The sequence below is a fragment of the Emticicia sp. 21SJ11W-3 genome, assembly GCF_024138715.1.
Taxonomy (GTDB): domain Bacteria; phylum Bacteroidota; class Bacteroidia; order Cytophagales; family Spirosomataceae; genus Emticicia; species Emticicia fluvialis.
In genome coordinates this window covers 276,215-289,983 of sequence record NZ_CP092074.1, presented here as the reverse complement: position 1 = coordinate 289,983, position 13,769 = coordinate 276,215, and the positions used below count along the sequence as shown (strand labels likewise).

11 protein-coding genes are annotated in these 13,769 nt (G+C 45.1%); 8 read left to right on the top strand and 3 right to left on the bottom strand.

Annotation, left to right across the window (positions count from 1 at the left end):
• Window positions 1-58 precede the first annotated feature (58 nt).
• The 3 genes from MB380_RS01215 to MB380_RS01205 all read right to left on the bottom strand — a co-directional run bounded on the left by MB380_RS01215 (window position 59) and on the right by MB380_RS01205 (window position 3,458).
• Window positions 59-280 (bottom strand): DUF2795 domain-containing protein, encoded by a 222-nt coding sequence (locus MB380_RS01215; protein WP_015028821.1) that lies wholly within the window; start codon window positions 278-280, stop codon window positions 59-61.
• A gap of 253 nt (window positions 281-533) precedes the next feature.
• The gene (locus MB380_RS01210; protein ID WP_253532326.1) at window positions 534-3,044 is read right to left on the bottom strand and encodes a PspC domain-containing protein; all 2,511 of its coding nucleotides are present in this window, start codon (window positions 3,042-3,044) and stop codon (window positions 534-536) included.
• 78 nt (window positions 3,045-3,122) lie between these two features.
• Window positions 3,123-3,458 carry a PadR family transcriptional regulator gene (locus MB380_RS01205; protein WP_253532324.1) on the bottom strand — a complete coding sequence of 112 codons (336 nt, stop codon included), beginning with the start codon at window positions 3,456-3,458 and terminating at the stop codon, window positions 3,123-3,125.
• Window positions 3,459-3,675: 217 nt separating this feature from the next.
• On the opposite strand from MB380_RS01205, the gene MB380_RS01200 reads away from it, so the two are divergent.
• The 8 genes from MB380_RS01200 (at window position 3,676) to MB380_RS01165 (ending at window position 13,682) form a co-directional block, all read left to right on the top strand.
• Window positions 3,676-4,593 (top strand): AraC family transcriptional regulator, encoded by a 918-nt coding sequence (locus tag MB380_RS01200; RefSeq protein WP_253532322.1) that lies wholly within the window; start codon window positions 3,676-3,678, stop codon window positions 4,591-4,593.
• 179 nt (window positions 4,594-4,772) lie between these two features.
• Window positions 4,773-5,597: an aldo/keto reductase gene (locus MB380_RS01195; protein WP_253532321.1), complete on the top strand. Its 825-nt coding sequence runs from the start codon at window positions 4,773-4,775 to the stop codon at window positions 5,595-5,597.
• Between the two features lie 43 nt (window positions 5,598-5,640).
• Window positions 5,641-8,856 carry an efflux RND transporter permease subunit gene (locus tag MB380_RS01190; RefSeq protein WP_253532319.1) on the top strand — a complete coding sequence of 1,072 codons (3,216 nt, stop codon included), beginning with the start codon at window positions 5,641-5,643 and terminating at the stop codon, window positions 8,854-8,856.
• A 48-nt stretch (window positions 8,857-8,904) separates the two neighbouring features.
• Entirely contained in the window at window positions 8,905-9,996 is a 1,092-nt protein-coding gene (locus tag MB380_RS01185) for an efflux RND transporter periplasmic adaptor subunit (protein WP_253532318.1), read from the top strand.
• Complete coding sequence (locus tag MB380_RS01180) at window positions 9,996-11,339, top strand: TolC family protein (RefSeq protein WP_253532317.1); 1,344 nt, start codon at window positions 9,996-9,998, stop codon at window positions 11,337-11,339. The genes MB380_RS01185 and MB380_RS01180 overlap by 1 nt, the downstream gene beginning before the upstream one ends.
• Window positions 11,340-11,445: 106 nt before the next feature.
• A complete protein-coding gene (locus MB380_RS01175; protein WP_253532315.1) occupies window positions 11,446-11,691 on the top strand; it encodes a type II toxin-antitoxin system ParD family antitoxin in 246 nt (81 codons plus the stop codon).
• 1 nt (window position 11,692) lies between these two features.
• Window positions 11,693-11,986, top strand: coding sequence for a type II toxin-antitoxin system RelE/ParE family toxin (locus MB380_RS01170; protein ID WP_253532314.1), 294 nt, complete (start codon window positions 11,693-11,695; stop codon window positions 11,984-11,986).
• Window positions 11,987-12,155: 169 nt separating this feature from the next.
• Window positions 12,156-13,682, top strand: a complete 1,527-nt coding sequence (locus tag MB380_RS01165) for a S9 family peptidase (RefSeq protein ID WP_253532312.1) — start codon at window positions 12,156-12,158, stop codon at window positions 13,680-13,682.
• Window positions 13,683-13,769 lie beyond the last annotated feature (87 nt).

Genomic DNA, 13,769 nt, shown 5'->3' with positions numbered 1-13,769 from the left:
CCTCATCAAGAAAAAAGAGCAATAAACGGTGTTTATTGCTCTTTTTATAACTGAAAACCTAATATTCATCTTCGTTGAAGAAAAAGTCATCTTTGGTCGGATAATCAGGCCAAATTTCTTCGATGCTTTCGTACGGTTGTCCGTCGTCTTCTAATTCTTGTAAATTTTCAATAACTTCAATGGGTGCTCCTGAACGAATCGAAAAATCTATCAACTCATCTTTTGTAGCGGGCCACGGAGCGTCTTCAAGGTATGACGCAAGTTCGAGTGTCCAATACATAGTTTATTCCTTATTTAATGTTACAAAAAATTTGTGGCTGCAAAAGTATAACAATTTTTAATTTGTCAAGTATTTTGTTGCTAAAATGTACTAATTGTCAAACGTTTTTTTTCTAAAATATTATATAAACGTCAAAAAAAACTACATTTTATAGATAAGCCTACTGACTATCAATCTATTACAAAAATAAAAAAAACTCCTTTTTATCAAAATAAAAAGGAGTTTTTTTGTTACGGGCTACTCCGTGTTTATGTTACTCACGGGTAATTTTACTTGCGCCGCTGGTATGAGAAGAGTTCAGCGCTCTTACTTTACCCAGCCTTATGCTACTTGCCCCGCTTGCGTCAGCCTCAACCTGGTCAATTGCCATGTTGCGTGCGTTAATATGACTGGCACCAGATGCATCTACATCTACCTTATTAGCCGAACCGCGCATGTCTGCATTAGAGGCGCCAGAGGCGTTCAGGCCTATTTCACGTGCATCAACGTCCAAGGCCAGTTTTACTGCACCAGACAATTCAATGTTAATGTCCTGAGTTTTGTCTTTAAAGCCTATTACTTTTACGCTCGATGCGCCCGATAGGTCAAGACCTTCCAGTTTTGGCATCGTAATATTAATGCGTGTTCTTTCATTCCGGCGGCTGAAACTGAATTTATCTCTGTATTCTATTTCAAGGGTCCCACCGTTTACATTTACATCCAGATCATCAATATTATCCTGGCTGTCTGAATTAGCCTCAACACTAAACGTTTCTCCCTGCCGCACCGTTACAACAAATGCGCCTCCAACTTCAATTTCTTTAAAATTGCGTACATCAAACTTTTTATCAAACTGACCTTTGCCTTCAAAAACCTCAGTATCAAACGATATTTCATCGTCGTTATAATTGTCTCTGTTTCTTAAGGCTTCGCGTTCTTCATTGCTTAGTTTGGGGCAATCGCGGCAAACCATACCAGAATCCCTCTTCATTACGAAGGTATATCGGTCTATATCGTCATCGTTTACATCAAATTCATTATTCCAACGACTAAACACCTCATAATAGAATCTTCTTGTTAGCTTAAAATCTTTGTTATAAGGTATGTAAAGTGTCATATCAAGGTCTTGGCGGCGGAAACGCGCCTTTTCTCCCAATAGCATTTCTTCATTAAACACAAGCACCGAGTCACGCTGTTTTACTTCATATAATACATTTCTGGCGTTTTGCTCTGCTTCTGCTTTTGTGCGGCCCTTTGCTTCAAAGCGTTGTTCCAGTTTCAGGTCTGTGCCTTCATAGCCTTTCAGCTCTACGCTCACCTGATTTTTAACTTCTATTCCGTCAAACTCATCATCATGGTTGTCATAAGAATCAATAACCAGGGTCTGGGTTGGTAAAGGGAAGTTTTTGGTTACTTCAACCCTGCCGCTTTTCTTGAAATTCATGGCATATTTAGTTGCCAGAATACCCGTTCCCATTAAACCGGCCAGCCATAGCCCGAGTAAAGAAACCCAGAAATTACGGGTACCTATCCGGCGGTTGGTTATTAATATTAAACCAACCAGTAAAAGAGCAAGAAAAGGGGTAAACATAGCCATAAAGGCAAACAGACCGGCAGTTGGATGAATGTCATCTGCAAACACCCTGAAAGGGCTGTTATCAAAAAACTCGGTACCTTCTATACCACTGGCTACTCCGAAAAACGCAGCCACAGAGCCTACTACCGCTACTAAAGCTACCAATGCAAAACACATCAGCACTATACCCGCAAGAATTCTTACTACAGGCCCCAGATTCTTTAATACATCGCCGATACCCTTAATAACAACCGCTATTAAACGGAATGGGAATAACAATACCTTGGTCAAGGCATTTTCAGGAGCGCTTTTGTCTACTTTAAGACCCTCTTTAATATTGGTTTCAATATTAGAAAGTGTAACTGGCTCACCTTTCATTTCCATCTTTTGGGTAAGGGTTTGTGCTTTAGGCGCCACAATCCAGAGAATAATATAGGTTATACCACCAATAAACACAATAGGCACACCAATAACGAACAATAAGCGGATAACCGTAACGTCGACTCCGAAATAAGCCGCCAGACCACTGGCTACCCCACCCAGCACCTTGTTGTCGTTGTCTCTATAAAATTTCTTGATTTTCTCGTCTTCTTCAAGGTTGGCATTGGGTGGAAACACTATCCAGCAAACAAAGTAGCCAAGAAAAACAAAAGCAGAAATTGACGCCAGGTCATCAATCAAAGGCGGAATACCCAGAAATAAAAACAAGTATATGATGCGTACCCAAACCACATCCATATTGAAATAATGCGCCAGACCAGAGAGTACGCCTCCGAGTGCTTTGCGTTTTACATCACGATACAGGCGTTTAGGGGCTGCAGGCTGGGCTGCCTGGCCGGCAGAGGTGGTATCCTGAGCAGAAGCCCCAGATGGCTCAGAACCTGCCGCGGTACTTTCTGCTTTGGCATTAGCTTTGCTTTTAAGGTCTTCTTCTTCCTGAAATGCCTCAAAGTCGGCCACACTGCCCATCGACTGGATGAGGTCGTTTACGCCTTCAAGGGTTATTACCTGAGCCACGGTGTCTGACTTGCCCTTGATCCAGAATTTTTCGGCTATGCGGGCTTCGATGTCAGAAACTATTTCCTGACTGCCCTCATAAGAAGAAAAATACTGCTGGATAGAACGCAGATAGTTACTTAATTTGTCGTAGGCATCTTCTTCAATATTAAAAACTACGCCTGCTATATTTATCTGTATTGTCTTTTTCATTGTCTTAAACTGTAAATACCACCGGAAATTGCCGCTGTGGCTTATTTAAAAGAAAGGTAAGTCTTCAGTATTGTAAGATTATTTGGTTTTCTTGCTGATAATGGTACTTACCGATTCTGACAGCTCATTCCAGGTACCATTAAGGTTTTCCAGAAACATTTGCCCGGTTTCGGTTAATACATAATATTTTCTTGGCGGCCCCGAGGTTGACTCAACCCATTTGTAATCTAAAAGACCAGAGTTTTTAAGGCGTGTCAACAGTGGATAGAGCGTACCCTCAACTACCATTATTCTGGCATTGATAAGTTCGTCCAGAATTTCGGAGGCATAAATCTCACCCCTCGAAATTATGTGTAAGATGCAGTACTCCAGTATCCCCTTCCGCATCTGCACTTGAGCATTTTCTAAATCCATATTATCTATATCGTTTAAAGCAGTTTCTGCTCGATTTAACATAACAAAGATAATAAAAGGTACTATGCAATGCAAGATACTTGGTCTAAAAAATTATGCGTTTGGGATGAACGGCCAAAAAACATGAGCAAATCAGGTTTTTTAAGGACGAATTTAATTAGTTTTTAAATTCTATTTCTGCTTTCATTTTGTACTTTTGGGCTTTTAACCAATTTTTGTGAAAACGCCTGACTTCGAAGTATTTATTGGCATCACAAAACTGATGCAGGCTTTAGGCTTACCCAATCCGTATTCGTCTGATTTCCAGCTATACAGGTTTGAAGAAGCCATGAAAACAAGACCTGCCCTTAGCCCTGTTTACAGAAGCGACTGCTACATTTTTGCCCTTATAACAAGCGGACGGCTGGCGTTTAAAGTTGGTATTTCAGACTTTATGATGCAGGCCGGCACGCTGTATTTCTTAAGCCCCTGGCATTTGCAGCAATACCACCGGCTGGAAGACCTGACGGGATACATTTGCTTTTTCAACGAGAATTTCTTTGCCTCTACCCCGGAAGGCCTGCAGTGCGTAAAAGACCTGCCCATGTATCAGCTGGAAGGCAGGGCTGTTTTTGACCTGACAGCCGACCAGCAACAGCCCTTTATAGACCTGTTTGAGCTCATGCTGAAAGAAGCAGGTAATACGGGGGCATCTCGCTGGGACATCCTGCGCCATCTGATGCAAATCTTTTTTATTAAGGCACAGGAAACCTACCAGGCACATACCAATCAAACCGCTGGTGATTCAAAAAACCAACGACTGACCAGCGCTTTTGAACGCCTGCTGGAAGAACACTTTCTGCTGCTATCAAAAGGCAGAACAGGAAAGGTATTTTCGGTGAACGAATTTGCCGAGCAACTGAATGTACACCCTAATCACCTGAGCAATATGCTACGCCGTGAGCTGGGGAAGTCGGCCAAACAGCTGATTAATGAACGACTGGCCTTTGAGGCCAAATCTTTGCTGCATACAACAGAACTCTCTGTAACAGAGATTGCCTACCGGCTACGCTTTGACGAACCAACCAACTTTACCAAATTCTTTAAAAAATCAACAGGGATGTTACCCCGCGAATACCGCATGCAAACCGCCTGAAAGTACACTATAAGAGAACGGCTATGATTTGCAAATTATAATAAATCTTGCTATAATTATATAATACATGAGTTTTGGGTATCTGCATCTTCGATTTTTACCATTCTTCATGCAATACTTACCGTGCTTGACAGGCTTTGTAAACTGAACTTTGTGGCCTATTTTCTATTATAGTATTCATGGACATACTTACCAAACAATACACCATCGGCAATTCGCTGGTTATAAACCGGATTGGCCTGGGTACCATGCGTGCTACAACCGGGGCGGGGTTGTGGGGTGAACCCACCGACCGCCAGGCGGTTATCAGAGTGATACGGAAGGCCTACGAACTGGGTGTCAATTTTTTTGATACTTCAGATGCCTACGGCCCGGGTTGTTCTGAACTGATTTTAGCCGAGGCCATAGAGCCTTTCAGGCATGAAGTAATAGTAGCTACCAAAGGTGGGTCGGTTAAATATGCTCCCGGCAAGATATTCGCCAGTGGTAAGCCCGGTTATCTGAAAACCGCTGTTGAAGCCAGCCTGAAACGCCTGAATGTGGAAGCCATTGATTTGTATCAGCTGGATGATGTAGACCCCGAAGTACCAATTGAGGAATCGGTTTGGATGCTGGCAACACTGAAGAAACAGGGGAAAATCAAAGAGATTGGCTTATCTAATGTAAAACCGGCGCAGTTAAGGCTGGCTCAGGGCATTACAAAAATAGTTTCGGTACAAAATTCGCTCAGCATTACTAACCAAACACATCTGGACTTTGCCAAAGCCTGTGCCGCCGAAAACATTGCGTTTATTGCCTATTGCCCCACAGCAATGATTGACACCGATAAAGCCCCGAAATACCGGCAGAAAGCCGCAGAGCTGGGTATTACCCTGCCTCAACTTTCGTTACTCTGGCTTTTGAGAAAGTCATCAAATATTATTCCCATTCCGGGAACATCATCTGAAAAACATTTGCAGGAAAACCTGGCTGTATGGCAACTGGAACCCTCGGTTCTTAGTTAATCTGCCGGTCTGATAGTTATAATTAAAACCTAAATCTTTACTTATGTGGATTGTTCGATTAGCCCTTAATCGCCCCTATACCATTGCTGTCATGGCATTTTTGATGATGCTCGGGGGCATTATGGCAATCCGTTCGATGCAAACGGATATTTTCCCGAAAATTGATATACCTGTTGTTAACATCGTTTGGGCATATCCGGGTCTTTCAGCTCAGGATATGGAGCGCCGGGTTGTTATTAATAACGAAAGGGGTATTTCCTCTCAGGTACAGGGGGTGTCGCGTATTGAGTCAAGCTCTATTCCGGGTATTGGCTTGTTACGGGTGTATTTTCAACCCGGCACAGACCTGGGCCAGGCGCTGGCACAAATCTCGGCAGTATCATCCACAGCCCTCCGGCAGATGCCTCCGGGTATGCAGCCACCTGTTTTACTGCCTTATAATGCCTCTAACCTACCCGTGTTACACATGATTATTTCAAGTAACACCATGGGAGAAGATGCCGTGGCCGACTACACCAATAACTTTCTGCGTTTGCGTTTATTTACTATTCCGGGCTTGCAGACCCCTGGTGTTTATGGGGGGAAGCAACGCCAGATTAATATTGACATAGACCCTGCCCAGCTAACAGCCAAAGGGTTGTCGGCCGCCGATGTTATTTCTGCCCTGCAGAACTCAAACGTTATTCTGCCGGCAGGAACAGCCCGTATGGGCGAAACCGAATATAACATAGCACTGAACGCCAGCCCGAGTACGGTTGACCAGTTTTATGATATTCCGGTAAAGGTAATTAACGGCCAGACCATTAAAATTGAAGACATCGGTAAGATATCCGACTCATTTGCCGACCCAACCAATATTGTACGCATTAACGGCAAGCACGCCAGCTATCTTACCATATTGCGTAAATCAAGCGCTTCTACTCTTACCATTGTGGAATCATCAAAAAACATGATTCCTAAAATAAAAGAAGTGGCGCCTGAAGGTCTGGAAATAACGACCGATTTCGACCAGAGTATATTTGTAAGTGCTGCCATAGATAACGTATTGCACGAGATGATTCTGGCCATATTTCTGGTTGGTTTGATGATATTCGGATTTCTGGGTAACTGGCGTAACGTATTCATTGTTATCACGTCTATCCCGTTGGCAATCCTGACAGCCATTATTGTTTTAGACCTGACGGGTAACTCGCTGAACATCATGACGCTCGGCGGCTTGTCATTAGCCGTAGGTATGCTGGTTGACGACGCCACCGTGGCCATTGAGAGTATCCACCGCCAGTTAGGCATGGGTAAATCGCTCGTTCGGGCCATACTAGACGGGGCAGCCGAAATTGCTACGCCCGCTTTGGTTGCTACGCTATCTATCTGTATTGTATTTATTCCGGTTTTGTTCATTACTGGCCCGGCAGGGTTTCTGTTTGTGCCAATGGCCTTGTCGGTAGTAGTGGCCATGCTTACCTCTTACGTGCTATCGCGCACACTCGTGCCGCTGCTTTCAAGATTAATGCTTTCGGCAGGGGCGCATGAAGCACATGGCAGCCGATTTGACCGCTGGAGAGACCGCCAGTTTGAACGTCTGCAAAATACCTACGCCAGCCGCCTGGGCAAAATGCTGAAACAGAAGGGCTTACTATTGGCAGGCTCGCTTGTTCTGGTAGTGCTAACGGTTGTACTCATAACCCCAATGGTAGGTACCGACTTCTTCCCCACTACAGATACGGGCTTTATGAAACTGCATTTCAGAGCGCCTTTTGGCACGCGTATTGAAGAAACAGAAAAATATGTAGAAAGAATTGAAGAAGCCGTAAGGAAGATTGTTCCTCCGGAAGAATTAAGTACTATCAGCGCCAATATCGGTGTGCCGATTTTCTTTAACCTGGCCTATGTGCAGTCTGACAACGTAAACGGTATGGACGCCGAAATTATGATTGCCCTGAAGAAAGACCACAAACCAACCGAGATATACAGAAACAAGATAAGGGAGGTTCTGAATAACGAGTTTCCCGGAACACAGTCGTATTTTCAGACAGCCGACATGGTGGGGCAGGTATTGAACTTCGGCTTGAGTTCGCCGATTGATGTGCAGATAGAAGTAACCGACTATAACAAAGGCTACGAAATGGCCAAAGTATTGCGGGATTCACTGAGAAAAGTAGCCGGCTTAAAAGATGTTACCATTAAACAGGTACTAGACTACCCTACCCTGAAAGTAGACGTTGACCGCATAAGGGCAGCACAGGTGGGCCTTAGCCAGAGAGACGTGGCCAGTAATTTATTGGTAAACCTGTCGTCGAGTGGTTTGTTTGCACCTTCTTATTTTCTGAACCCGGCCAATAATGTAAACTATACGGTAGTGGTAAAAACACCAAGCAGTAAGATTCAGTCGGTAAGTGACCTGATGAATCTGCCGCTCACCACCAGCGCTACGGCCAATGCCTTAAGCAGTAACTCGACATTGCAGCCAACAGACGTGCCCAGGCAGATAGCCCAGACGGTGCGTAATGTATCAGAAATTACCCCCGGCGTTATGCCAAGCCAGATAAACCATGAGAATATCCAGCGTGTGCTGAATGTATCTGCCAATGTAGAAGACCGCGACTTAGGCTCAGTGTCAGCAGATATTGAGCGCATCATAAAAAACATGGGGCAGTTGCCTAAGGGATTCAGCATTAACGTGCGCGGACAAGGCCAGGTAATGAACGAGTCATTTACTAATATGGCTCAGGGTCTGGTGCTGGCCATATTGCTGGTATATGTACTGATGGTAGTTTTGTTTCAGTCATTGAAAGACCCGCTTATTGTACTGGTATCAATCCCGGGTGCATTGATGGGCATCATCCTGTTTCTTTTTGCCACAGGCACTACCATCAATGTAGTATCGCTGATGGGCTCAATTATGGCGGTGGGTATTGCCGCTTCTAACGCAACCTTATTGGTGAGCTATGCCAATGATTTGCGGGCAGAAGGTTATACCGTGCTAAAAGCCATTACCGAGGCAGGAAAGGTACGTATGCGCCCTATTCTGATGACAGCCCTTGCCATGGTGTTAGGGATGATTCCGATGGCGATTGGCCTGGGCGAAGGCTCAGAACAAAATGCACCATTGGCACGTGCCGTTATAGGTGGCCTGATTGTTGCCACGCTGTTTACGCTTTTTGTAGTTCCGGCCGTGTATGCCGGTTTATATAAAGGTAAAGCCAAAGCAAATATAAGCCTGCTGGACGACCAGGATGACAACAGCCAATCAGAAGCCTGATCAAACAAAAACCTTGAAACAAACAGACATTTAAAACAAGTAAGTAATATGAAAAATCAACAAAATCTTCGCCGGATCGGATTATTGACCATCATTGTGGTGGCTATAGGGGTTGGGATTTTTGTGATAAACCGGGCTGATTCTGCCGAACCTCCGGTTTCTAAAACAGCCGATGCTACCTCGGTAAGCACCATTACCATTAGCCGGCAAAAGTCAGAAAGAACCCTGATGCTATCGGCAGAGGCGCGTCCTTACCAATCGGTTACACTTTTTGCCAAAATAAGTGGTTATCTGCAAAAATTATATGTAGACAAAGGGCAGAACGTAAAAGCAGGCCAGACCATTGCTGTGATAGAGTCTCCGGATTTGGAACAGGAAAAACTGGCCTTAGAGGCAGATTTGAAACAAAAGCAAAGCTACCTGCACAGGGTTGAGTCTTTGCTGTCGAAAAAATATGTAACCGAGCAGGAAACCGATAAAGCACGCGCCGATGTTGAGATGGCCAGGGCCCGCCTGGATGCCCAGCGGGAGAAGTTGTCTTACACCATCATCAGAGCTCCATTTGCGGGTAACGTTTCAGCACGTTATGCCGACGTAGGCGCTTTATTGCAGGCTGCTACATCCTCACAAACCAGTGCCTTGCCTGTGGTTACGGTGTCGCAGGTAAATCGTTTAAGGATTACAATATTTATAGAGCAGGCCGATGCCGCCTCTATCCGCCCGGGTACACCGGTTGATATTCTTGTACCGGGCTCGGCCGATACCCTGCATGCCAGCATTACCCGTATGACCGGCGAACTGGATGCGCGCACGCGCATGATGCTGGCCGAGATTGAATACAACAACGCCAATAACCAGATACTGGCAGGCAGTTTTCTGAAAGTGCTGATTCACCTGCCTGCTCAGGAGTTTCTAAGCATGCCTGCTCAGGCATTGGTGGTGAAAGGTGATAAGTATTTTGCACCTGTTATTAAAGACAACCGTGTGTTTTACAGACCCATCAAAATAGGTGCAGGAGACGGGCTTCATTACCGGGTTTATGCAGGCCTGAACGAAGGAGACGTGGTGGCCCTGAACGTAGGAAACTCATTAATAGATAGCACACTGGTAAAAGTGGTTAATAAACCGGCAACTAAATAATGAAAAGAGTCATATTGATTTTATGTATCTGGGGCTGTGGATTCACTCTTTCGGCACAGGTAAAAACTTTAAGTTTTCAGGAAACGCTTCAAATGGCCGTACAGCAGAATGTGGGCATTAAAAAAGCACAGAATAGCGTAGAATCTGCCAGATGGGATGTTTACGGAAGCAAGAACCTCTTCCTGCCTAATGCTACATTTAACGGCGGCTTCAATTTCCAGTCGGGCAGTAACCTGCTTACCGTGGCTACGCCTTCTCTGGTAGCCAGTACTTATACAGGGCTAAACCTGCAGGCCAACAGTAACTATGTGTTGGCCGATGGCGCTGCCCGTAGGTATCAGGTGCTGGTATCAGAAAAAACAGAAGAAGCGGCAACCACTCAGCTTAAATTTACGCGTCAGCAACTAACCAATGACTTGAGCCTGGCATTTTTGCAATTATCGCTCGACCGCCGGTTAATTGAGATTGCCGAACAGAACTGGCAACTGTCTAAAGAACGCGATACTGTACTGACAGGCCTTGTAAAAGCCGGCCTTAGATTACCCAATGAACTTTACCAGCAACAGGCACAAACCCGACTGGACGAGCAACAGGTAATAGCTGCCAGAAACCTGCTACAGAACCACAAGATATTCTTAATACGCAGGTTAAACCTGCCAGCCGGGGAATACGATTTTCAGGATTTACCCGACGAGAGCCTGCCTGGTTATTCAGCGCAGGAGGCAATCAGTTCAGCTTATAGCAGAAGAAATGATTTATTGACACTGAAGCAGCAACGTGAGGCCATTGCCTTGAGAACCCCGATTATTAAGGCCAATTTAAAACCCCAACTGGTTGCTACGGGAGGTTTAACCACCGCAGGCAGGTACCTTTTCCAGCAGAATATCAATGGTAATGATGTATTGAGCAGCATTGAGCAACGCAATATGCTGCGCCAGTTGGGTAACCAGGTAAACGTATATGCAGGGTTAAATCTGGTTTGGAATATATTTGACCGCAACCAGACCAAAACGGCTGTTGCCAAAAACCGCATAGAAGAAATGAACCGCCAACTGGATATTCAGGACAGGCAAGACCAGATCAGAGCAGAAATTAAACAAGCCTTGACCGACTACGAAACCGCACAACAACAGTACAACACTGCACAGGCGCAGTTATCAGCAGCACAAGCCGCTTTTGAGTTACAGCAAGGCCGCTTTCAGAATGGTCTGGCTACCTTAATAGATTTATTTACGGCACAAAACTCGCTGGCATCAGCCAAAGTAAATGTGGCCCGGGCCACTATTCAGGTCCGTTACCAGCAGAAACTGCTGCAGTTTTATACGGGTGATGTGCAGGAGTAAACGTAAACAAAAAAGAGAAGCATTGAATGTTTCTCTTTTTTGTTGGGTAAAGCATTTGTCAAAGTTACCAATTTTTGGTATTTTTGTTTAGGTAACAATTAATACCATGAGCAAAAATACATCTATATCCATTGGGTCTCATTTTGACTCCTTCATTCAAAGGCAGATTGAAGCAGGCCGTTACGCATCAACCAGTGAGGTGATTAGAGCCGGATTACGTTTACTAGAGCAGGAAGAAGAAAAACTAAAGCTTTTGAAACAGGCATTGAGAGAAGGCGAGCAGAGCGGGTTTGTTGAAGGCTTTAATCCTCAGGAATTTCAGGAAAAGTTAAGACGAAAATCTGTAGGTTGATATGTCTGAATACAGAATTTCGCAACTTGCACAACAGGATTTAGAGGATATTTGGGACTATACAATTCACGAATGGTCTCGTGAACAAGCCGATAAATATATTGAAGGCATACTGGCATCTTTCAACTCAATAGCAAATGGACATGCAATTGGGAAACCTATTGATTATGTGTTACCCGGCTACAAAAAGGCACTATATGGTAAGCACTACATTTTCTACAGAATATCTTCTGAGGGTATAACAGAAATAATCCGTATATCACATGTAAGCATTGATGTAAAAAACCGTCTTTAACATGATGCTATTTGCTGTTTAGTGCCTAAACTCCCTTTATACAAAAATCCACTAATACTTTGAAATCCCCGCTTTCCGGTTTAGCTTTAAATCAGAATACTGATACTCCCTGACAGTTCTGTAAATCCACAACTCTCCTAAAAAAGAAACTATTCAATCTTATAAACCGATGAAAAGAATTTTCTTTGCTCTGTGGCTTTTGTCAACATGCGTTGTGGCGCAAAAAGCGGCCTCTTCTAAGGCGCAACTACCCTCTCCTGTAACTTTTACCGACCAACAGGACCATGAAAACATGATGCAGCAACTGGGTATTAAACGCCTGAGACCCGGCCCGAGTGGTAATGAATCTGCTCCGAATCATGCCAACTATGATGAAGCAATGGCGAATCCGTGTCCGGTACTACCCGATGCACTAACCCTCAAAAACGGGAAAAAGGTAAGCACACCCGAAGATTGGTGGAACAAGCGCCGCCCCGAACTGATAGAAGACCTGGAACGCGAAGTGTATGGCCGCCTGCCTGATAAAATACCTGCCGTAACCTGGACAGTAAAAATAACCGACAAAGAACTGATAGGACGCATACCTGTGGTAGCGAAACAGCTAATAGGCCATGTAGACAATAGTGAATACCCGCTCATCAATGTCGACATCAATATGATGTTGGTGGTACCAGCCAACGTAAAAGGCCCCGTACCGGTTTTGATGATGTTCGGCAGGCCGTCGTTCCCTGCCCCGGCACAGCCCGGCCCGGAGCACATGGAGAAAATCAACGCCGCTTTTAAAGACATGATGATTAAGCATGACCCTTCTCTGAAGGCTGTTTTTGACCAATACCCTGCGTACTTGCCTATTACCCGCTTACCGGGGCCTAACTTCTTTGCGCCACCAGTAAACGGCGAGTCGCCCTCTACCGAGCAACTGCTGGCCGCAGGCTGGGGCTATGCCACTATTGACCCTGCCAGTATACAGGCTGATAACGGTGCAGGCATAACCCGTGGTATTATAGGCCTGGTCAATAAAGGCCAGCCCCGCAAACCAGATGACTGGGGAGCCTTGAGAGCATGGGCCTGGGGTGCCGCAAGAGGCCTTGATTATTTAGAGACCGACCCCGCCGTAGACGCCAAACGGGTAGGTATTGAGGGCGTTTCACGCTATGGTAAAGCTGCTTTGGTTACGCTGGCTTTTGAAACCCGTTTCGCTATCGGACTGATTGGCTCTTCAGGCAAAGGGGGTGCTACGCTTCACCGCCGGGTGTTTGGCGAAGCCGTTGAAAGCCTTACAGGCGGAGAATACTACTGGATGGCCGGTAATTATATGAAATACGGCGCGGAAGAAGCCTCTTTTGGCAGAAAAACCGGCTGTGACTTACCCGTTGACTCGCACGAATTAATTGCCTTATGTGCGCCAAGACCCACGTTTATCAGTTACGGCATACCTGAGAAAGGAGACGCCCGCTGGCTGGACCAGCAGGGCAGTTATATGGCAACCATAGCAGCAGGAGAAGTATTCAGGTTATTAGGTGCAAAAGACCTGGGGGTATCGAACGATTACACCAAAGAAAAGATGCCGCCTGTAAACAAAGACATGCTGGATGGGCACCTTGCCTGGCGACAACACGACGGAGGCCATACCGACTGGCCGAATATGCAGCACTTTATACCATGGGCCAGCAGGGTTTTGAAGTATCAGAAGTAAAGCGCGGCGCCACATTTATTTTGCTTTTGGTAATAAGGCGCGAAATTTATTCTATTTAGCTGATTGGCAATAAAATAATTTCCTCAC